The sequence below is a fragment of the Janthinobacterium sp. TND4EL3 genome, assembly GCF_900156175.1.
Classification (GTDB): domain Bacteria; phylum Pseudomonadota; class Gammaproteobacteria; order Burkholderiales; family Burkholderiaceae_D; genus Janthinobacterium.
Genome location: NZ_FTMV01000012.1, coordinates 182,161 through 198,910, shown reverse-complemented (window position 1 = coordinate 198,910; position 16,750 = coordinate 182,161). Strand labels below are relative to the sequence as shown.

At 58.3% G+C, this 16,750-nt stretch carries 32 protein-coding genes; 20 read left to right on the top strand and 12 right to left on the bottom strand.

Going from position 1 to position 16,750, the window contains the following annotated elements; all coding sequences use genetic code 11:
* Positions 1 to 42 precede the first annotated feature (42 nt).
* A complete protein-coding gene (locus BXA07_RS19085; protein ID WP_139335651.1) occupies positions 43 to 732 on the top strand; it encodes a hypothetical protein in 690 nt (229 codons plus the stop codon).
* 2 nt (positions 733 to 734) lie between these two features.
* Here BXA07_RS19085 and BXA07_RS19080 read toward each other — a convergent pair whose 3' ends face one another.
* Both BXA07_RS19080 and BXA07_RS19075 read right to left on the bottom strand, forming a co-directional pair.
* Complete coding sequence (locus tag BXA07_RS19080) at positions 735 to 917, bottom strand: hypothetical protein (protein ID WP_076569877.1); 183 nt, start codon at positions 915 to 917, stop codon at positions 735 to 737.
* A gap of 2 nt (positions 918 to 919) precedes the next feature.
* Positions 920 to 1,345 (bottom strand): hypothetical protein, encoded by a 426-nt coding sequence (locus tag BXA07_RS19075; protein WP_076569875.1) that lies wholly within the window; start codon positions 1,343 to 1,345, stop codon positions 920 to 922.
* A 35-nt stretch (positions 1,346 to 1,380) separates the two neighbouring features.
* Between BXA07_RS19075 and BXA07_RS19070 the strand changes: the two genes are divergently transcribed.
* Positions 1,381 to 1,683 (top strand): hypothetical protein, encoded by a 303-nt coding sequence (locus BXA07_RS19070; protein ID WP_076569873.1) that lies wholly within the window; start codon positions 1,381 to 1,383, stop codon positions 1,681 to 1,683.
* Between the two features lie 16 nt (positions 1,684 to 1,699).
* On the opposite strand, the gene BXA07_RS19065 is transcribed toward BXA07_RS19070, so the two are convergent.
* From BXA07_RS19065 to BXA07_RS19035, 8 genes are all read right to left on the bottom strand, one after another.
* On the bottom strand, positions 1,700 to 3,841 hold the full coding sequence (locus BXA07_RS19065) for a DNA cytosine methyltransferase (RefSeq protein ID WP_076569871.1): 2,142 nt from the start codon (positions 3,839 to 3,841) through the stop codon (positions 1,700 to 1,702).
* Complete coding sequence (locus tag BXA07_RS19060; protein WP_083708397.1) at positions 3,838 to 4,488, bottom strand: hypothetical protein; 651 nt, start codon at positions 4,486 to 4,488, stop codon at positions 3,838 to 3,840. The genes BXA07_RS19065 and BXA07_RS19060 overlap by 4 nt, the downstream gene beginning before the upstream one ends.
* Positions 4,485 to 4,799: a hypothetical protein gene (locus BXA07_RS19055; protein ID WP_076569869.1), complete on the bottom strand. Its 315-nt coding sequence runs from the start codon at positions 4,797 to 4,799 to the stop codon at positions 4,485 to 4,487. The genes BXA07_RS19060 and BXA07_RS19055 overlap by 4 nt, the downstream gene beginning before the upstream one ends.
* Positions 4,796 to 5,491 (bottom strand): phage regulatory protein/antirepressor Ant, encoded by a 696-nt coding sequence (locus BXA07_RS19050; protein WP_076569867.1) that lies wholly within the window; start codon positions 5,489 to 5,491, stop codon positions 4,796 to 4,798. The genes BXA07_RS19055 and BXA07_RS19050 overlap by 4 nt, the downstream gene beginning before the upstream one ends.
* Before the next feature lie 52 nt (positions 5,492 to 5,543).
* On the bottom strand, positions 5,544 to 5,726 hold the full coding sequence (locus BXA07_RS30285; RefSeq protein WP_139335650.1) for a hypothetical protein: 183 nt from the start codon (positions 5,724 to 5,726) through the stop codon (positions 5,544 to 5,546).
* Positions 5,723 to 5,986, bottom strand: coding sequence for a helix-turn-helix domain-containing protein (locus BXA07_RS19045; protein WP_076569865.1), 264 nt, complete (start codon positions 5,984 to 5,986; stop codon positions 5,723 to 5,725). Before BXA07_RS19045 ends, BXA07_RS30285 begins: the two co-directional genes overlap by 4 nt.
* Before the next feature lie 76 nt (positions 5,987 to 6,062).
* Positions 6,063 to 6,278 (bottom strand): hypothetical protein, encoded by a 216-nt coding sequence (locus tag BXA07_RS19040; RefSeq protein ID WP_071077715.1) that lies wholly within the window; start codon positions 6,276 to 6,278, stop codon positions 6,063 to 6,065.
* A 17-nt stretch (positions 6,279 to 6,295) separates the two neighbouring features.
* The gene (locus BXA07_RS19035; protein ID WP_076569863.1) at positions 6,296 to 6,586 is read right to left on the bottom strand and encodes a hypothetical protein; all 291 of its coding nucleotides are present in this window, start codon (positions 6,584 to 6,586) and stop codon (positions 6,296 to 6,298) included.
* A gap of 123 nt (positions 6,587 to 6,709) precedes the next feature.
* On the opposite strand from BXA07_RS19035, the gene BXA07_RS19030 reads away from it, so the two are divergent.
* Positions 6,710 to 7,174, top strand: a complete 465-nt coding sequence (locus tag BXA07_RS19030) for a hypothetical protein (protein ID WP_076569860.1) — start codon at positions 6,710 to 6,712, stop codon at positions 7,172 to 7,174.
* Between the two features lie 28 nt (positions 7,175 to 7,202).
* Here the strand turns inward: BXA07_RS19030 and BXA07_RS31660 are convergent, their stop codons facing one another.
* Both BXA07_RS31660 and BXA07_RS19025 read right to left on the bottom strand, forming a co-directional pair.
* Positions 7,203 to 7,337 (bottom strand): hypothetical protein, encoded by a 135-nt coding sequence (locus BXA07_RS31660; RefSeq protein WP_280175066.1) that lies wholly within the window; start codon positions 7,335 to 7,337, stop codon positions 7,203 to 7,205.
* On the bottom strand, positions 7,334 to 7,657 hold the full coding sequence (locus tag BXA07_RS19025) for a helix-turn-helix domain-containing protein (protein ID WP_076569858.1): 324 nt from the start codon (positions 7,655 to 7,657) through the stop codon (positions 7,334 to 7,336). The genes BXA07_RS31660 and BXA07_RS19025 overlap by 4 nt, the downstream gene beginning before the upstream one ends.
* An 83-nt stretch (positions 7,658 to 7,740) precedes the next feature.
* Here BXA07_RS19025 and BXA07_RS19020 point away from each other — a divergent pair, with 83 nt between their 5' ends.
* The 17 genes from BXA07_RS19020 to BXA07_RS18955 all read left to right on the top strand — a co-directional run bounded on the left by BXA07_RS19020 (position 7,741) and on the right by BXA07_RS18955 (position 16,742).
* Positions 7,741 to 8,526, top strand: a complete 786-nt coding sequence (locus BXA07_RS19020; protein ID WP_076569855.1) for a LexA family transcriptional regulator — start codon at positions 7,741 to 7,743, stop codon at positions 8,524 to 8,526.
* A complete protein-coding gene (locus BXA07_RS19015; protein WP_076569853.1) occupies positions 8,523 to 8,834 on the top strand; it encodes a hypothetical protein in 312 nt (103 codons plus the stop codon). Before BXA07_RS19020 ends, BXA07_RS19015 begins: the two co-directional genes overlap by 4 nt.
* Complete coding sequence (locus tag BXA07_RS19010) at positions 8,831 to 9,154, top strand: hypothetical protein (RefSeq protein WP_076569852.1); 324 nt, start codon at positions 8,831 to 8,833, stop codon at positions 9,152 to 9,154. The genes BXA07_RS19015 and BXA07_RS19010 overlap by 4 nt, the downstream gene beginning before the upstream one ends.
* Before the next feature lie 236 nt (positions 9,155 to 9,390).
* Positions 9,391 to 9,639, top strand: a complete 249-nt coding sequence (locus BXA07_RS19005) for a type II toxin-antitoxin system HicA family toxin (protein WP_076569850.1) — start codon at positions 9,391 to 9,393, stop codon at positions 9,637 to 9,639.
* A 12-nt stretch (positions 9,640 to 9,651) separates the two neighbouring features.
* Entirely contained in the window at positions 9,652 to 10,155 is a 504-nt protein-coding gene (locus BXA07_RS19000) for a type II toxin-antitoxin system HicB family antitoxin (protein ID WP_076569849.1), read from the top strand.
* Positions 10,092 to 10,643, top strand: coding sequence for a hypothetical protein (locus BXA07_RS30280; RefSeq protein WP_170909689.1), 552 nt, complete (start codon positions 10,092 to 10,094; stop codon positions 10,641 to 10,643). The genes BXA07_RS19000 and BXA07_RS30280 overlap by 64 nt, the downstream gene beginning before the upstream one ends.
* 61 nt (positions 10,644 to 10,704) lie before the next feature.
* A complete protein-coding gene (locus BXA07_RS18995) occupies positions 10,705 to 10,995 on the top strand; it encodes a hypothetical protein (protein WP_076569847.1) in 291 nt (96 codons plus the stop codon).
* Between the two features lie 235 nt (positions 10,996 to 11,230).
* The gene (locus BXA07_RS18990; protein ID WP_139335648.1) at positions 11,231 to 11,527 is read left to right on the top strand and encodes a hypothetical protein; all 297 of its coding nucleotides are present in this window, start codon (positions 11,231 to 11,233) and stop codon (positions 11,525 to 11,527) included.
* A complete protein-coding gene (locus BXA07_RS18985) occupies positions 11,524 to 11,898 on the top strand; it encodes a hypothetical protein (RefSeq protein WP_076569844.1) in 375 nt (124 codons plus the stop codon). Before BXA07_RS18990 ends, BXA07_RS18985 begins: the two co-directional genes overlap by 4 nt.
* A gap of 62 nt (positions 11,899 to 11,960) precedes the next feature.
* Positions 11,961 to 12,482 carry an HNH endonuclease gene (locus tag BXA07_RS18980; protein WP_083708396.1) on the top strand — a complete coding sequence of 174 codons (522 nt, stop codon included), beginning with the start codon at positions 11,961 to 11,963 and terminating at the stop codon, positions 12,480 to 12,482.
* A gap of 148 nt (positions 12,483 to 12,630) precedes the next feature.
* Positions 12,631 to 12,810 carry a hypothetical protein gene (locus tag BXA07_RS18975; RefSeq protein WP_076569842.1) on the top strand — a complete coding sequence of 60 codons (180 nt, stop codon included), beginning with the start codon at positions 12,631 to 12,633 and terminating at the stop codon, positions 12,808 to 12,810.
* A 236-nt stretch (positions 12,811 to 13,046) separates the two neighbouring features.
* Positions 13,047 to 13,361 (top strand): hypothetical protein, encoded by a 315-nt coding sequence (locus BXA07_RS18970; protein WP_076569840.1) that lies wholly within the window; start codon positions 13,047 to 13,049, stop codon positions 13,359 to 13,361.
* The gene (locus BXA07_RS31655; protein ID WP_256267347.1) at positions 13,358 to 13,489 is read left to right on the top strand and encodes a hypothetical protein; all 132 of its coding nucleotides are present in this window, start codon (positions 13,358 to 13,360) and stop codon (positions 13,487 to 13,489) included. Before BXA07_RS18970 ends, BXA07_RS31655 begins: the two co-directional genes overlap by 4 nt.
* On the top strand, positions 13,486 to 13,719 hold the full coding sequence (locus tag BXA07_RS18965) for a hypothetical protein (protein WP_076569839.1): 234 nt from the start codon (positions 13,486 to 13,488) through the stop codon (positions 13,717 to 13,719). The genes BXA07_RS31655 and BXA07_RS18965 overlap by 4 nt, the downstream gene beginning before the upstream one ends.
* Positions 13,707 to 13,847, top strand: a complete 141-nt coding sequence (locus BXA07_RS30845; RefSeq protein WP_158301319.1) for a hypothetical protein — start codon at positions 13,707 to 13,709, stop codon at positions 13,845 to 13,847. The genes BXA07_RS18965 and BXA07_RS30845 overlap by 13 nt, the downstream gene beginning before the upstream one ends.
* The gene (locus BXA07_RS18960) at positions 13,844 to 14,920 is read left to right on the top strand and encodes a hypothetical protein (protein ID WP_076569837.1); all 1,077 of its coding nucleotides are present in this window, start codon (positions 13,844 to 13,846) and stop codon (positions 14,918 to 14,920) included. Before BXA07_RS30845 ends, BXA07_RS18960 begins: the two co-directional genes overlap by 4 nt.
* A gap of 40 nt (positions 14,921 to 14,960) precedes the next feature.
* A complete protein-coding gene (locus BXA07_RS18955; RefSeq protein ID WP_076569835.1) occupies positions 14,961 to 16,742 on the top strand; it encodes a YqaJ viral recombinase family protein in 1,782 nt (593 codons plus the stop codon).
* Positions 16,743 to 16,750: the final 8 nt, after the last annotated feature.

Genomic DNA, 16,750 nt, shown 5'->3' with positions numbered 1-16,750 from the left:
ACTCGCCGTGTTACGATTCCACCAACTTTGATTGGAGAGATAATGTTTCTGCGCATATCGCTGGGCGTTTTTATTGGCGTTGTTACAATCACGTTGATTGGCTGTGCTCTTGCGCTCTGGATCCCGTGGTGCACAGTTGGACAGAATGGATGCAAAATGGGAGCTTCCGAATGGGCGTATTGGGTCGGAGCAATAGGCACCATAACTGCCGTAGGGGTAGCAATAGCCCTTGCCTCGTATCAAAATAGCATGCACGAACAACGTGAAGCCCGTGCCGAGGCGGACGCCTTGCATGGGCTGCTTTTGGGTATTCGTGCCGAACTTCAGGTTAGTTTCAATTTGGTTGAAAATCGAGTCGGCGAACACATAGAAAACATCGTTCCAGGACAAATCTTCGGCATTGATTTTCCGATATCGGAGCGGGTGTTGCCTGTCTATCATGCAATGCTGCCGAGTTTCTACTTGATCAAAGACCATGCTTTGCGAGTGCAGATAATCCAAGCTTGTGCAGTTGCAAATAGCCTTGTTACAACATTCAGAGCGAATAACTCCATCCTTGCCGAATTCGCTGCGGCTAATTCCCTTGCCCGCAGATCTGAAGCCGCGGTGGACATTGCGATAGCTCAGGAGAAATTTAATCAGCTTGCAACTTACGCACTCGGACTGAAGGCAATTTATGCTGAGGCTAAAACCGAAATACTCAATTTGTTGGCTGTGTTGCCGAGTAAATAACCTCATACCTCCCTCACTATCCCGCACCTCGGCGACTCAGTCGATACTCCAGGCGGCAGCACCATGTCCTGGCTGCAGTTGCCGCCAATGTAGTTGATGTCGAAGGCGGGGCCGCGCGCGATCAGGTCGATGATTTGCTCGGGCAACTGCGTGACCCAGGCAGCGAACAATACGGGCTCGCTCATCGTTATTCCTCCAATGCGCGCTTGATGCCAGCGGCGTCGAGGCCGGCAGCCTTGCAGCCCATGCGAGTAGCATGGAAGTAGGTCATTTCGTTGGCGGCACGGCCAGCCGTGGCCAAGCCGGCGGCCACCAGGCGCTGCATGGCCTCGTACTGTTGGCCGCTGCCGGCGGCAAAGTAATTGCGCCAGCCCCACTTGGACTTCGGATATTGCTGTACGACGCCCAGCATGTGCTGCAGCTTGGCAAAGTCGCCAGGCATGATTGCGTCGCGGACGGCCTCCAGCGCGCAGGCGGCGCATTTACCGTACTGGGCCAGCTGCTTGGCGGTGCTGGCCTTGCCGCAGGCGCAGACCTTGCGGATCAGCGAATAAGCAGGCGCGGCTTGGTTCGCCAAATGATGGCGGGTAATTTGGGCGGGGTTGGTAATCATGATAGGATTGCCTTTTAATTAATATCGAGGATCGTATGGCGACCATGTGGAACTCTCCGATGCATAACTGGTGCGCGATTGAGTTTGCCCAGATGGGGGAAAGTGTCTTTGTGCAAATCTGGCTAGGCCCTGACAAGAAGGGCCCGTCGCAGACATACAATCTCCATTTCTTCACTGGCGATGTCCCTTTGAGTGGCCAGGAGCACTTTTCCAGAGCCATGCATTTGGCAATGGGTGAATTCAACCAAAGAGACAAATTCAATGAGCCGCTTGTTGAGTTGGCAGATGATGGAACTATCAATCCATGGGAGGGCGAGCTCTTTAAGACGGAAAACTGAAGACCGGAAACTACGCTCACGCCACCCTCGCAAACTCACGTTCATGCGCGAAGTTGGCGAGGATCAAGGCCTTCGCCATGGGTGGACAGACAGAATTGCCGCACATGCGCACTTGGGCGCTCTTCGTCAGCTTCAATCCCTGGGCAGGGTCATCGCCGATGATGTAATCGTCGGGAAATCCCTGGGCCCGGAACAGCTCGCGCGGCTGCAGCATGCGCAGGCCGATATCCACGATCTGGTAATCCTGGCCATGGATCGTCACCAGGCCGAACCGGTCGCGGCTCGTGACGGTGGCCAGCGGCCCGTCGATCTCGGGCGCCTGGTCCGTGCCGTAGTAGCTCAGCAGGAACGCGCGCACCTCGGCGTGGTGCTGGCCGCCGGCGCTGACCGTGCCCAGCGGCTCGTCGGTACCGGCCGCCGTGCTGGTGCCGCGCAGCTTGACCAGATTGCTGGTGACGATGCCCAGCGCATGCGGCGCGCCAGCCGGGTTTTCCTTCGGCCCAGCCGTGATCGTCGGCAGCGGCGTGTTCATGTCGCTACCGGTGGCGCCCGTGCGGAATTTGGTGATATGCGCCGACACCATCGAGAAATGTCCACCCTTGACCTGGGCGCAGATCGTGCGCAGCGGCGCGTCGGCCGGCATCACGCGCTGCGTGCTCGCGTTGGCATGCTCCGTCAAGAAGGCGGTCACCAAACTGTGGTGGTCGCACGCGGTGACCGTGCCGATAGGGTCGGCCAGGTCCGAGCCCACGACGCCGGTGTAATGCTTGGCCAGGAATGCCGTGGCCACTGCCTTGTTGCCGCTGGCCGTGACGGTGCTCAGCGGCGCCTCGACGTCGTGTGCACCCGTTCCCCAGCGCTTCACGCCGCTTGGCGACACCTCGCCGTGCGCGGCATCGACCAGCACGGCCGTGACCAGCGCCGCGTCAGCCTTCGACGTTGCTGTTGCCGTCGGCTCGTCCACGCCGCGTGGGCGACTCTGGCCAGCACGGCCACCGACGCCGGTCAGTAGCGCGGACACGAGCGCATGCTTGCTCTCGCCCACCACCGTGCCCAGAGGCTTCTCTATATCCAGCGCGCGCGGCGCCTGGCCTTCGCGCTCGCCGTAGCCGACTTGCACCAGCGTTGCCACGCCCAGCGCCTTCTCGCCGCGGTGCGCTCCAGTGATGGTGCGAAACGGCTCGCCGATGGATTCGGTGCGATCTCCGCCCTGGTGCGTGACCGGGACGATGGTCGGCGCCACGACAGAAAAGCCTGGCGCACTGGTGATGGTGCGCAGCGGTTCGGCCGCTTCCCAAACGTTCGGGGCCCTGCCGGTGGTTTTGCTGTTGGCCGTGTTCACGATGAACGGATCCGCCGCATCGACCACATAACGCATGATGCCTTTGGCGATGCGGCGCAGCGTGGCCGGCGCCAGCGGCTTATCGCGCTCGAAGATCGACGGGCATGGCAGGCTGAAGTCGATGCACTCGGCGGCCGTGCGGTACGGCAGCAGCTTGCCGGCGCGCACGCCGATGCTGTCCGGCGCGCCGTGAGTAGGCTCCGGCCACTTGATGGCGATGCCGTCGCGGCGCGCCACCAGGAAGAATCGCTTACGGATAGTAGGCGTGTCGTGGTCGCAGCCGCGCATTTCGCGGTAGTCGACGGTGTAACCGTGCGCGCGCAGCTGGCGGATGAAGCTGTCGAAGGTCTTGCCCTTTTTGGCCGGGTCCGGCTTGGCGCTGCCGTCGGCGGCGATCAGCAGCGGGCCCCATGTTTTGAATTCCTCGACGTTTTCCAGCATGATCACGCGCGGCTTGCACTTGGCCGCCCAGCGCAGCGTCACCCAGGCCAGGCCACGGATGCGCTTCTCGACGGGCTTGCCGCCCTTGGCCTTGCTGAAATGCTTGCAGTCGGGCGACAGCCACACCAGGCCCACCGGGCGGTTGTTCGTGACCTTGATCGGGTCGACGTCCCACACGCTCTCGCACAGGTGCGTGGTATGCGGGTGGTTCGCCGCGTGCATGGCCAGGGCTTCAGGGTCGTGGTTGATGGCGATATCGACCGGGCGGCCGAATGCCTGCTCCAAGCCGGTGCTGGTCCCTCCTCCGCCCGCAAAATTATCTATTATCAATTCGCTACCAAGATCGAGCGATAAAGTGAATGCGTCGCGCTTCATGGGCGCACCTCCGCGCCAGCCGGGCCGAAAAACGCCTCTACCAGCGGATCGCGCGTCGGCGTCCCGCGCCAGGCGCGCACTGAGTACGGCACGTCGTCGCCCATGATGTGCAAGTGGCGGCCTGGCACCTCCGGCTTGCGGTCCTTGGCCGCCGGCGGTACGGCGCGGTGCTGCACCGCAACTCTCGGCTCCGACAGCGTGGCGATGAAAGCATTCACGACGCCCTGGTCATCACTCAGTCGAAACACTGGCTTGCCGATGTAGCTCGCTGTGCCGCCGATGTGGCGCGCCAGCTCGATCACGCCGGCATTGCGCAGGATCCTGACGTACTTGCGGGTGCCGGACGGCGAAAATCCGAGGAAGAAGCAGATCTCGTCCGACAGCATCTCGCGCGTCGCAAATTCGGCGATCAGTGCTTTCGTGTGCTTGACGCGGCGCTCGGTAGCTGTGGTGCACCGCTTAGCCGGGGCCGGCACAACTGGCGCAACTGGGCTCGGCTTGGCCGCCACGGCCAGCGCCGCGCGGGCGATATCGGCGACGCTACGGCGCGCGGCCGCTGTGTTGGCCATGGCCTGGTCCTGAGCTACCGCCAAGTCGGCGCGCGCGCGCGCGAAGTGCTCGGCGGGCTGGCGGGGGACGGGCGTCATGGGGCGACCTTTCTGCATGCGTTCTGCAGGCGGCGCTTGATATTACTGGAGGCGCGCTTGGCGGCCAGGTGGGCCGCGTATTCGGTGGCTGTTTCGGCTTTCATTTCTTCGCCGCCAGGGCCGTTGAAGTCGATGCGACCTTCGCCGCACTCAAAGTCGCGGATAGCCTTGTGATAGGCGTCTTTGGCCGCACGGGCGATGTTGGTTGCTTGGTGCAGATCCATCGCCAGTTGTCCGATGGTCAGCAGCTCTACGAGGGTTTGCACGTCCAGCGACGGCGCAGGCGCTTTTGAATGTGGGCGGACATTCATGATTCTGCCTCCCCTGCCTTGGAGTACTTGCGCACTAGAAACACTTGGCCAGCGCCAGTCACCATCGCGGTAAAGGTCGGATGCTCGACACCTTTGCTGTCCCGGTACGGGTTGCCTTCGATGACGGTGAAATAGCCCTTGTCGATGTATTTCTGATACGGCATGCGGCTGCCGTCGATCAGGATGTGATCTTCGCGCAGACGCTTGAACAGTTTGGTGCGCCCGATGCCGATCATCTTGCCCACCTTGTCTATGTGGCAAACGCCATCGATGGCGCGGATTGTCTCGGCAAACAAAACCTTCGGCGCGTCACTAGTGATCTTGGCTGCTTGCTCTTCGATGATCTCGGCCTGCTCGGCGGCCAAGCGCAGTGCGGCGCTGAAAGTTGTAGGCGTCTTGATGGTCGGTACCGCAATAACCGCTTCCAGCTCCATCCAGCGGTCAACGATGCGGCCAGTGAACTCGGGCGACAGGCGGGCGACCAAGACGAGAGAATCGCGTTTGGTCAGTTGGTGCATTGGATACTCGCGACCGCCAACTGTGGCGCGGTACTGGCATTCCACAGATTGTGTTATGCCCTGCGCAGCCAAGTCGCGGGCCGTGCGCAGCACCTGGTCATGACGTTTGCTGGTCAGCGCCGCAATTTCGACACTGGTCATCAGCAAACCGCCTGGTGGTATAATCATTTCCATCGTGTTTCCTCACGTAAAGTTTTACAGAAGCCAGCCTGCCAGCTGGCTTTTTTTATTTCCGGCGTTGCAGTTCGGCCAGCATCGCGCTGTAGTGCGCCAGTGCGCGGACGTGGCCAGGGTCCGGGTCGTGTGGCTGCACGTAATCTGGATTCGGTTCCATCTGGTCGTGCTGCTGGCCGCCCTGCTCGCCCTGCGCCGACGCGCTGCCTTCCGGCTGCATCGTCGTCCAGGTCAAGCTGGCACCTCGGCGCGCGCGATGCGCTTGAGCTCGCGGATCGACACGTCGAACACCTCGTGCATGCGGATCAGCAACGAGGCGCCAATCGGCAGGCGGCCGTGGCGAATCTTCGAGATCACGGGCGGCGCCACTTCCAGCGCGCGGGCCAGAGCTGCATCGTTCTTTGGGCCTTTGGCCAGCAGCGTGTCGAGCAAGTCGTTGTTGCCATCGGCGTTGTTCAGCGAGCCATACGGCGTAATTGCAGTTGTTTGCGTCATGTCATATTCCTAATTGATGGTGATTAAAGTGGCCGATTCCGGCCATGCGATGCTGTAGTTGTCGGGTGCGGGTCCGTTATGGCGGCTCGCGCCGCGGCACCTCGTATTTCTTCGCCACCCTGTCGGTGGCATCGCGCCATTTCTGGCGCGCTTCCTTGTGCGCGGCCTTCGCCGCGCTCTCGCCCTCCCCGTCCTTGGCGCCCTGCAGGTCTTTCTCGGCCTGGCGGTAGATCATCGAACGCTGGAAGATCAGCTCCTTCTCCTCGGCTGTGACCTCGGCTTGTTTATTCAATAGCTGCCTCCATGCCGTTAAACCCGCATCCGCACGACGCGCGGGACGACGCCAAAGCACGGGCGCGGTGCCGGCACAATCTGGGCCCTGTTATTTATTGATTTGGGCCTAGCTCCGCTGGAAAACGGCGGCGTATCATTCCGTTTCGGCCTGGCGTCCAGGTGATTGCGGATGATTACGATCGTGCATTCGTTCAGCACGTCGCTGACGGTCTTGCGCATCGCAGTGCACGCGGCTTGCAAGTCAGCCTTGTTCTCGTCGGTGATGTAGCCCTTGACGAGCGCGGTGCGTTTTTGCTTCTGTTTCATGGTTTTCTCCTGGTGGTCGGTGTTACAGGGTTTGGGTGCTGCTTGTATTGCTGGCGGTGCTCGGTATCAGACCTTCTCAGCGTGGTAAATTTGGCATTCCATACAATCAAAAAAGGAACGGTCGTGGCCTTTAACTTTTATGAAGCGCTCACTGCACTGTCGACTGCTGCTACTGGGCTGCTTGTCTTCATGCAGTTCAGGACCCAGCGAGCGTTAGCCTCTCCTTTCTTGAGCGGGAGCATCACCAATGAGAGCAATGGCGAACTTCTTGTACGACTTTTGATTTATCCGGCTGATCTTCCTGTTCAATTCACAAAGATTTCCGCAGTGAACGCAGATGTCGGAGTAGTTAAAATTAATTACGATCCTGGTGGAACGGTCGTCTTTTCGCTCATTGGTGATTGGCAACCTGCCTTAGTGGAGGCGATCGACATTGGTCCGGCGCGCGTTTCTTCTTCGCCGGTTACACAGTGGTTCTTCATCAAGCTTCGAAGCAACCAAAGTTCCGTCCTCATTTCGCTCCATACCCGGGTTATGTGGCTCCCGGTTCGATACAAGATAAAAGTGGCGATCACGATCAATACGTGACTGGTAAGTTGCAATAATTCAGCCCTGTTCATGCTGGCTCCTCCTGTTGTTTCAAGCATTCATCGAGCGGCGCGCCTGATGGCAGCTGGTGCAGTTCGAGCAGCGGGATGCACACGAAGTCACCCGCCATGCAAGGCGGGGAAATTGGGATCAGGCTGATCATGGCTTCGCGCCCGCGTCGATTCCGACAGCGGCCCGCAGCGGCACGGTGTCGAAGATGGCATTGGTCGTAGGCGGTTGGCGGCCGGCGTGGCCTGGCAGCTGATCACTACGTAAAGCGGAAATCGGCTCACCGTAAATGTCGGTGTAAGTCACGGTTTCGCCCAGCGTCGCAGCGTATGCAATCAACAGTTTGGCCACCGTCGGCGGCATTTCTTGGCCTTGCTCATAGTGAGAAACGTTGCTTTGAGTAACGCCAAGGGCCTTTGCTAATGCGACTTGGGTCACGCGCAGTCGTCCACGAATCGTTTGGATTGGGTTCATGAAACGAATATTAGTCCGACTGCTAAATTAAGTCAACAGTCGGACTGTTTGAAATTTATTAGCTTTCCTTATAATCTCGCACGATGCCAGCCCTCCCACTATCAGAAGAACAACTTGCCGATGCGGCGAGACTCAAAGACCTTTTCAAGGAGTGGCAACACTCGCAGAAAGAAAAGAAACTCCCAAGCTCGCAGGAAGCAGCAGCTGGTGCGCTGGGCTTCGGTCAAAGTGCGCTCGCACAGTATCTAAATGGTCGAATTCCGTTAAACGTCGCAGCCGGCATAAAATTCGCGCAGCTGTTGGGCGTCGCGCTTAGTGAGTTCAGCCCATCACTGGCGAGCGAGGCCGAAATGGTTGCGCATGCCGTGGCGCCAAGCGCAGACGATGAGGCAACCATGCATTTTCCTGGTCTGCGCCAGGTGACCGGTGACGACGACCAGGCACCCGTGATGGTGGCCATCCGGATGGTTCCTGAGCACGTACGGGCCGGCATTACCGGCTTTGAGACTGATCATCTTTTCGAGGACGGAGGCCACTTGCACGTACCACGCCAGTGGCTCGAGGAAAACGACCTCTCGCCGGATCAACTGCGCGCCGTGAAGATCAAAGGCCAAAGCATGGTACCGATGATGTATCCAGGCGATGTTGCGGTCGTAAACATCAAGGACAAAAGCCGCGTCAATGGTGGCGTATTTGCACTTAATTACAATGGCGAGTCGGTTGTCAAGCGCTTGAAATATGAGCGCCGAGAATGGTACTTGGCATCGGAGAATCCCGACTTCCGCCAAGAGCCATGCCGTACAGGTGATTGCGACGTGATCGGTCGAGTTGTGCGCTTCGAGCCGCGCAACTTCAAGGATCGGCTATGAGCCCCACTCCTGGCAGCCACGATCTAGCGCGGCCGACGATCTTCAAGGTTATTGTTCCTGGTCTTGTGGCAGCTGTGACAGTGCTGCTTTTCTTTGGGTATTGGTCGTTGCACAGCGAGCCAGATGGCGCAGCGCCAAGCCGGCAGCAAGTCGAGGCTCAAGAAAAAGCTGCTGCCAAGGATGCTATTGAACTTTGCCAGGGCCGCGCTAAAGCGTTGCCGGCGGGCTCGGGCGAAGCGCAAATTGCTCAGGATGCATGCCAGCAGATGCAAGCGCAATACGAGCAAACCTACCGACTGACACCATGATCCTAAAAACAATTTTCGTCGCGGCAGGCTTAGCACTATCGCTTGCTGCTAGCGCTGCACCCTGCAACAAGGTGGCGGCCCAAGACGTTCAGCGCGGCCTCAGCGAATTCGCCAAGTCACACATCGAGGGAGATCACCTGGCCGTGCACTGGACGTTTGCCATCGAGAAGCAGCCCGAGGCAAAGCGCCTGCAGATGGTCACGGCCTATGCGGATATGGATGCGTGCCTGAGTGGCGCCGCGCGGGAGATCATGTTCTACCGCAAGGGGAAATTGATGGGGATCGCTACTTCCGAAGCAGGGGTAAAGCTTGTCAAATAAAATGACAATTGGATAGATTTTTCGATTGCTAAATTTCATACAATAGCTGATTTTTAATATACTTTAACAATCAACAGGCTCCCTGGGGAGACAGGCATTTTGAACCTTGAAAGAGCCATTCGGCGCTCAATGGCTGACACTGCCTGGAGGATTCGCTATGACGCAGAACAACTCGTTACAACATATTGTGCAACTAAATTTTAGTTGCACTATACTACTTAAAAGACCATAATCTCGTGTCCAAATCCGTCAAACTGCTTTCTAGGCTGCGCCAAATCCCTGCAGACTTCACATGGGATGAGCTCGTGACCGCATTGACATCGATTGGCTTTAAAGACATCTCAGATAAGCCCGGCTCTTATAGAACGTTTATATTCGTTGCATCAGGCATAAAGATTTTTTTACATAAGCCTCATCCTGCAAAAATTATGAAACGCTACGCCTTACGAGAAATTGTCGCCAAGCTCGATGAATTGGGACTTTAAAAGGAGTGAATTATGAGCGATAAAGCATTGAGCTATAACGGCTATTGCGGCTCAATAGAAGTTAGCATTGAAGATAACTGCCTTCATGGGAAAGTTATGTTCATCAACGATTTAATAACATATGAAGCCAGCAATCCATCTGAACTGGAAGCGGAATTCCGCAAAGCCATTGATTATTATCTGGAAAAATGCGCATCAGAAAATGTCATTCCAGATAAACAGTTTAGCGGAAGCTTTAATGTGAGGATTTCGCCCGATCTTCATAAGGCCGCAAGTATAAAAGCAATTGCAAAAGGAACTAGCCTTAATGACCTGATGCGAGAGTGTATTACTGAATTTCTTAGCGAAAGCCGGACGGTCTTAACCATTAACCAAAATCATGAGCATCATCATTATCCAGATGATACTCAAGCAGCGACAACTGCACCATATGAGGAGGACTCTAGATCATCATGGACACAAGTACCCCCAAGCCGAGAAAAAAAGCGCCCCCAAGAGAAAAGAGCGACGCATTGAAGTCTGCCGCTATTGATCATCAATTAGTTCTTAAATCAGTGGATTTAATTAAAGTCAGCGCTGAGCGAATAATTAATTCTGCGGATGCTGCTAAAGGGGTTTATGCATTATCACAACAATGCCGCCATATTCTGACCTCATCCAATCCTGAGAATCCAAAGGGAACATTTCAATACCTTATGACATTGGAGGGATTCGTAAAAGAAACGAAATCCTCAAAAAAACACGAGAAAAAATCTTTCTCTATTTATATTGAGCTAGAAGCTTCTTTTGATATCGAGGGAGGGCCGATTGATGATGTAAAGCTATTTAATAGTCTTACGCCTCATCTTGTTGCGCAGGTTCATGCGGTTGGAACAGCTAGAATTACCACAATGGCTGCAGATCTTGGATATCCAGGAGTTCGTCCCGACTTGGGTATAGAAAAAAATCGTATCCCAGCCTTTAAAATCGACGACGCTCAAATTGTAGAAGACAACAAAGCGTAGCACTGAGAAATGCCCTTTCTATCGGGGAATTTTTACCTCAGTAACGGCAGATTGCGCGATTTTGAGCAACATCATCACAATTCAAGCCACGATCATCAAGATCAAGCAAGTCCAATTGGCCGTGGTACAGGTCGAGCCAGAGCATACCTGGCCGACCACCGGCCCGGCCGCCCTGCTCCATGCACAACGGTTCTTCCCTACCCTGCCTATTCTGCTGCTGTCGCCGCGCGTCGGCGGCTTCTCGCGCAGCTACTCCACGTTCGACATCGGACCGCTGATCAACCAGATCAACGCTGACGAAATCGAATGGCAGGCCTTCCGGCCGCCACCGCCTCCCGAACTGCCCTTCTAAGCACGCATACCAGCCTCGACGATTCGAGGCTTTTTTTCGTCGCTCGATAAATAATTAATTTTTTATTAGTCCGACTGTTGACATCTCATTAGCAGTCGGACTAATATTCGCCATCGAACAAGCAAACACAGGAGTACGACATGTCCCCAGCAGAGCTCGCAGCACTCGAAGCGGTCCTCATCGCCCACGGCGAAGTGATCCCGGCAATCGTCATCCCAGCGCGCGGTTGATCGCCATGAAGATCAGTCCACAAGTCGCAGCCCTGCTGCCGCTGCGCACCACCGGCCAACGCATGATCCTGTCCGCCACCGGTGCGACCGTGTGCGTGACGCCATCCGTAAAAATCGGCGTCACAGCCGCGAACGATCTGGAAGCAACGATCGTCGCCTCGGTGAATTTGCATGAGGCGCTGGTCACGGCGCTGGCCGAATTGCTGGCATCAGCAATTGACGCAAGCCCGGCCGATCCGCTGCGCTTCACTCGCGCTTGCAGCGGCGCTACCGAATCCCTTTTGATGGCAGGTGCCGCATGAGTGCCCGCGACCACGATGCTGCCGAGCTGCGCGAGGAAATGATCACCAGCCTCGCAGCTGAGAAAAATGCAGCCGCTCGCATCGTAGTGCTGACCGGCGGCGCCGGCGCCAGCGGGATCGCCAACCTGCTGCTCGAACGGCTGGCAGCGGCTGGCGCCATGAATGTGCTGGCGCGCACCGCCTTGGCATGCGATGCGGCCACCGCTGGCAACGCGTTCCGGGAATTTGTCGCCGGCACGATTTATTCGGATGCGCTGGCGGCAGCCACCAGAGAAGTCGATGGTGCCGCGCAGCTGGCGCGTGACGATCCGGCGAACTGCCAGGCCAAGACCCGCGCGCAGGCCGTGGGCCTGGAGAGGTTGCAGATTTAGCGGTCGCCCACGCCGCTGTTCAAGGCAGAACAGGACTCATAAACATAGATGGATTTCTACCAATGCTCACTATCTCGATTGACTACCTGCGTTCCGAAATCGAATACGCCCCGGAAACCGGACTGCTGACCTGGAAGAAAACCTCCAAGAACAAAGTTCGGCAGCGCGGCGCGCCGTGCGGGCGACTCGACAGGGATGGTTATCGCATTTTGAACATTGACAACCACTCCCATTTGGCGCACCGCCTGGCATGGGCGATTCATTTTGGCGAGTTCCCAGCGCTGAGCATGGATCACATAAATGGTGTGAGAGACGACAACCGAATTGTGAATCTTCGTCTGGCAACTCATGCACAGAACATTGCAAACACAACCGTCAAGGCGGCATCTGGCCTCAAAGGCGTGACGGAGCGCCGCAATGGCAGTTGGCAGGCCCAAATCAAGATCGGCGGCGTCAATCACTACCTTGGCTGCCACAAGACACGTGAACTGGCTGCTCAGGCTTACGAGATTGCGGCAAAAGCAGCATTCGGTGAGTTTCGATTTAGCAATCGTCCCTCACCAGTAACGGGTTCTCTGCAGTAAGCGGTCGTCGGGTGCTGCAACCATCCGGCTAGTCCTGGTCAGGCAAAAGAACCGACCCAGTGGGATCTGAAATGCCCCGATTGATCTTCGTGAGGATCAGGCGCCCGGGGAAGCCCGGCGCCGCAACCAACCTTGAAGGAAATACAGCATGTCGAATTTCAAAGAAAACCAGAAGGTGAATGTGAAAGGCACCAAAACCGACCCAGCGGCGCGCCCAGGTAAGTTCGTGAAGACGCATCCCGGCGCCCGTGGTGACTTCCTGGAAGTGCTGCTGGACGGCTCGACGCAACGCCAGCGCTTCCGCCCCTCGCAGGTGTCGGCAGCCTAATTTCACCCCGGCCAGTCGCCCTGGCCCGTTTCGCCGGCGTAACCGGCGGCCAACAAAGCAAGGGACGGGCGTGAACTTCGCCCCGATCGTCGCGCAGCAAAAGCGAAGACCGGCCTTGAAGCAGCTGGGTTTGTGACCAGCCCCTTGCTTTGTTGGTGGCCCACCAGCCGCAGGAATCACACGCCCGACGGATTTTCTCGGGTCGCCAGCAACCAATTAACCAGAGGAGCAGAACAATGAATTGCGACTGCGTCAAAAGAATCGAGACAAACCTGGCCAGCTCGCCATTCATCGTGGCCAAGGCCGGCAGCGACATCCAGGTCGAGTGCCAAGCCACCGGCTTTGCCATGACGGATGACATGGGCCTGCTCAGCACGATCAACATCCCGTTCCGCATCCGTGGCACGGGCAAGGGCTATGCCAGCGCCAAGGGCAAGGAAATGCCGTGCATCGCCAGCCACTGCCCGTTCTGCGGCCGCACGACTGGCCGCTACGTGGTCGGCGAAGACGCCGGCATCGCTGCCGCAATGCATCCAGCAGGTGCAGCATGAGCTACATCATCACCATCCGCACCGCCAGCACGGTGCACAGCTTCGCCGCCATCGGCAACCTGGCCGCGCTGATCGATGCCGCCTACGACGACGGCGCCCTGGGCGTCACGGCAATGGTGCGGCCATGATCACCCTCTTCCACCGCCTGCTGGCCGCACATCGCCACTACCAAGCGCAGCACCAGCACCGCATGAACAAGATGCGCCTGGCCGGTGTGCGCCGCGAACTGGCTGGCCTCGAAGAAATGCGCAAAGAACTGATCACCGCGCAGATCGAAGCGCTGATCGACCTGGATGCATCCGCCGCGCGCGTGCAGCGCCTAGGCCGCGCCCACCGGGAGGCGCAGTGGACGTCGTAAGCCAAGCCGTGATGGACGTGGCCAGCCAGGCCTTACGCAACTGGCATGCCGGCCACGCCATCGTCTACGCCGTCCGCCTGGCGCTGTTGAAGGCGGAAATTATAAAACTCACAAGGAAAAAGTCATGAACGCACCAATCAGCCAGAACGCCCTGGCCACCCGCGAGGGCTTCGGCGAATCGCAGTCTACGTTCGCAGTGCAGGAAACCGCGTCGACCATGGCTGCCGCCCAGGGCAAGGCGATGGTCGAGGCACGCTATGTCATGGCCATGCGCAATCCGCGCAACTGGGACCAGGTACGCAGCGACATCCTGGTTGAATGCCGCAGGCCTTCGTTTGCCAATAACAAGAGCGTCTACTACGTCAAACCTATCGGCCAGGGTGTCGAAGGCCTTGGCATCCGGTTTGTCGAATCGGCGCTGCGCCATATGAAAAACGTGCTGACCGAGCCGGTCATGGTGTTTGAGGACGACCTGAAAGAAATCCAGCGCGTCACCGTGACCGATCTCGAAGCGAACATCACCTATTCGATGGACGTCAAAATTTCCAAAACAGTCGAGCGCAGCAAGCCGATGGATGACGGCAGTTATATTTCGCGCCGGCTGAATAGCTGGAATAAGCCTGTTTTCACCGTGCCCGCGCAGGACGATGACTTGCTCAACAAGCGCGGCGCCCTCTTGTCGAAAGCCGTCCGCACGTTGGGACTGCGCATCATTCCAGGCGACATTCAGGATGAGGCTATCGACATCATCAAGGCCATCCGCATGGATGACGCGGCACGCGACCCTGCAGCAGAACGGAAAAAGATTGTCGATGCCTTTGGCGCGCTGGGCGTCAAGGCGGTCGATCTGGTCGATTACCTCGGGCACGACATTGACCAGTGCTCGCCAGCCGAGTTGGTGAGCCTGCGCGGCATCTATGGCGCCATCCGCGACGGAGAGGCAACGTGGTCAACCGTGCTCGACAACAAGGCCGAGCAGGACGGCGAGGCAAAACCGGCCGCCGAGAAAAAACCAGCAACGCCGAAGGTTTTGCCAACTTGCACCGATGAGGACTTCGCGGCAAACACGCCCGCCTGGCGCAAAGCAATTCTGGAAAAAGGTAAGCCAGTGAAAGACCTGATCACCTCCATCCAGACAAAAACACTGCTGACAGAAGACCAGAAGACGGTCATTGACAGCTGGACCCACGAAAACGATTAATCCGGCGCGCCGGCCCAACCTCACCCACCAAGGAACCAGAATGGAACAGCACGAACTCACCCAAGGCACGCCGGAATGGCTGGCATACCGAGTCACCCACCGCAATGCCAGCGACGCGCCGGCGATGATGGGCGTCTCGCCGTACAAGACCCGCAATCAGTTGCTGCACGAAGTGCACACCGGCCTGGCCGCCGAGATCGATGCGCATACGCAAATGCGTTTCGATGATGGCCACCGCTTTGAGGCCTTGGCGCGCCCGCGCGCTGAGGAGTTGATCGGCGAGAGCCTGTACCCGGTCGTGGGTTCGCTGGGCACCCTGTCAGCGTCGTTTGATGGCCTGACCATCTGCGACGATACGGCGTGGGAGCACAAAACCCTGAACGACAGCCTGCGCGCAGCAATCCGCCAGCAAGGCGGCAACGCCAATGACTTCTTAGCGCCGGCATACCGGATCCAGATGGAACAGCAGTTGCTGGTGTCGGGCGCTGACCGGGCGCTGTTCTTGGCAACCCGATGGGAGGGCGACGCACTGGCCGAAGAGCGCTACTGCTGGTACACACCAGACCAGCAGCTGCGCGCAGAAATCGTGGCAGGCTGGGAGCAGTTCGAGATAGACCTGGTCAACTACGTGCCTGCGGCGCAAGCTGAAAAGCCCGAAGCTGAAGCGATAATCGCCCTTCCCTCCCTTGTCGCCAATATTCGCGGCGAAGTCACGCTGACGAACCTGCCGACGTTCAAGGAGCAGGCCGAGCACTTCATCGCCGGCATCAAGACTGACCTGCAGGACGACCAGGACTTCGCCAACGCGGAACTGACGATCAAATACTGCGACACAGCCGAGAAGGACATTGAGCGCGCCAAGGCGGCCGCCATCGCGCAAACGGCCAGCATTGACGACTTGATGCGCACGGTCGACCTGATCAAGGACCAGCTGCGCACCAAGCGCCTGATGCTGACCAAGCTGGTCGACAGGCGCAAGCTGGAAATCAAGGAAACGATCCTGGCCGAGGCCAAGTCAGCCTATGCCGACCATGTGGCCGCATTGGAAGCCGAGATCAAGCCACTGCGCCTGGCCCAGGCCATGCCCGACTTTGCCGGCACCACGAAGAACAAACGCACGATGGCCAGCCTGCACGATGCCGTCGATACGCTGCTGGCCAGCGCCAAGATCGCCACGAACACCATGGCCGCAGACTTCCGTGCAAAACAAAATTGGTGCCGCGAGAATGCTGCCAGCTACGGCTTCCTCTTCATGGACATGGCCAACATCATCGGCAAGCCGATGGATGACTTCCAGCTGGTCATCACCACCCGCATCGCGGACCACAAGCGCACCGAGGAAGCGAAGGCCGAAGCCGAGCGCGCACGGATCCGGGAAGAGGAACGCGTCAAGGCAGAAGAGGCAGCGGCCGAAACGATCCGGCTGGCCCAGATCGAATCCGACCGCCTCGCGGCGGCAGCGGCGCAGGTCGAGCGCGAACGCGCGGCAGCCGACACGCAGCGCCAGTTGGCCGAGCAAGCCTCGCAGCTCACTGCCGAGCGTGCCGTCGAGCCGGTCGCCCAAGTTGCAGCGTCCAAACCTACCGCCCCTATTGCCGCCCGCCGCGCGCCGGCCGCCACCGCACCAGTGCCGGCCGCGAGCCGCCCAGCGCCAGCGCCTGACCTCCTCGACGCCGCTGCCGATGACCTCTACCCATCCGACAGCGACATCCTCGATGTGATGTTCGAGCAGTTCGGCCTGACGGCAGCCGAGGCCATCGAACGCCTGGCCAAGTTCGACTTTGCCGCTGAGTACGCTGCCCTGATCACCAAAGCAGCATAAACACCACC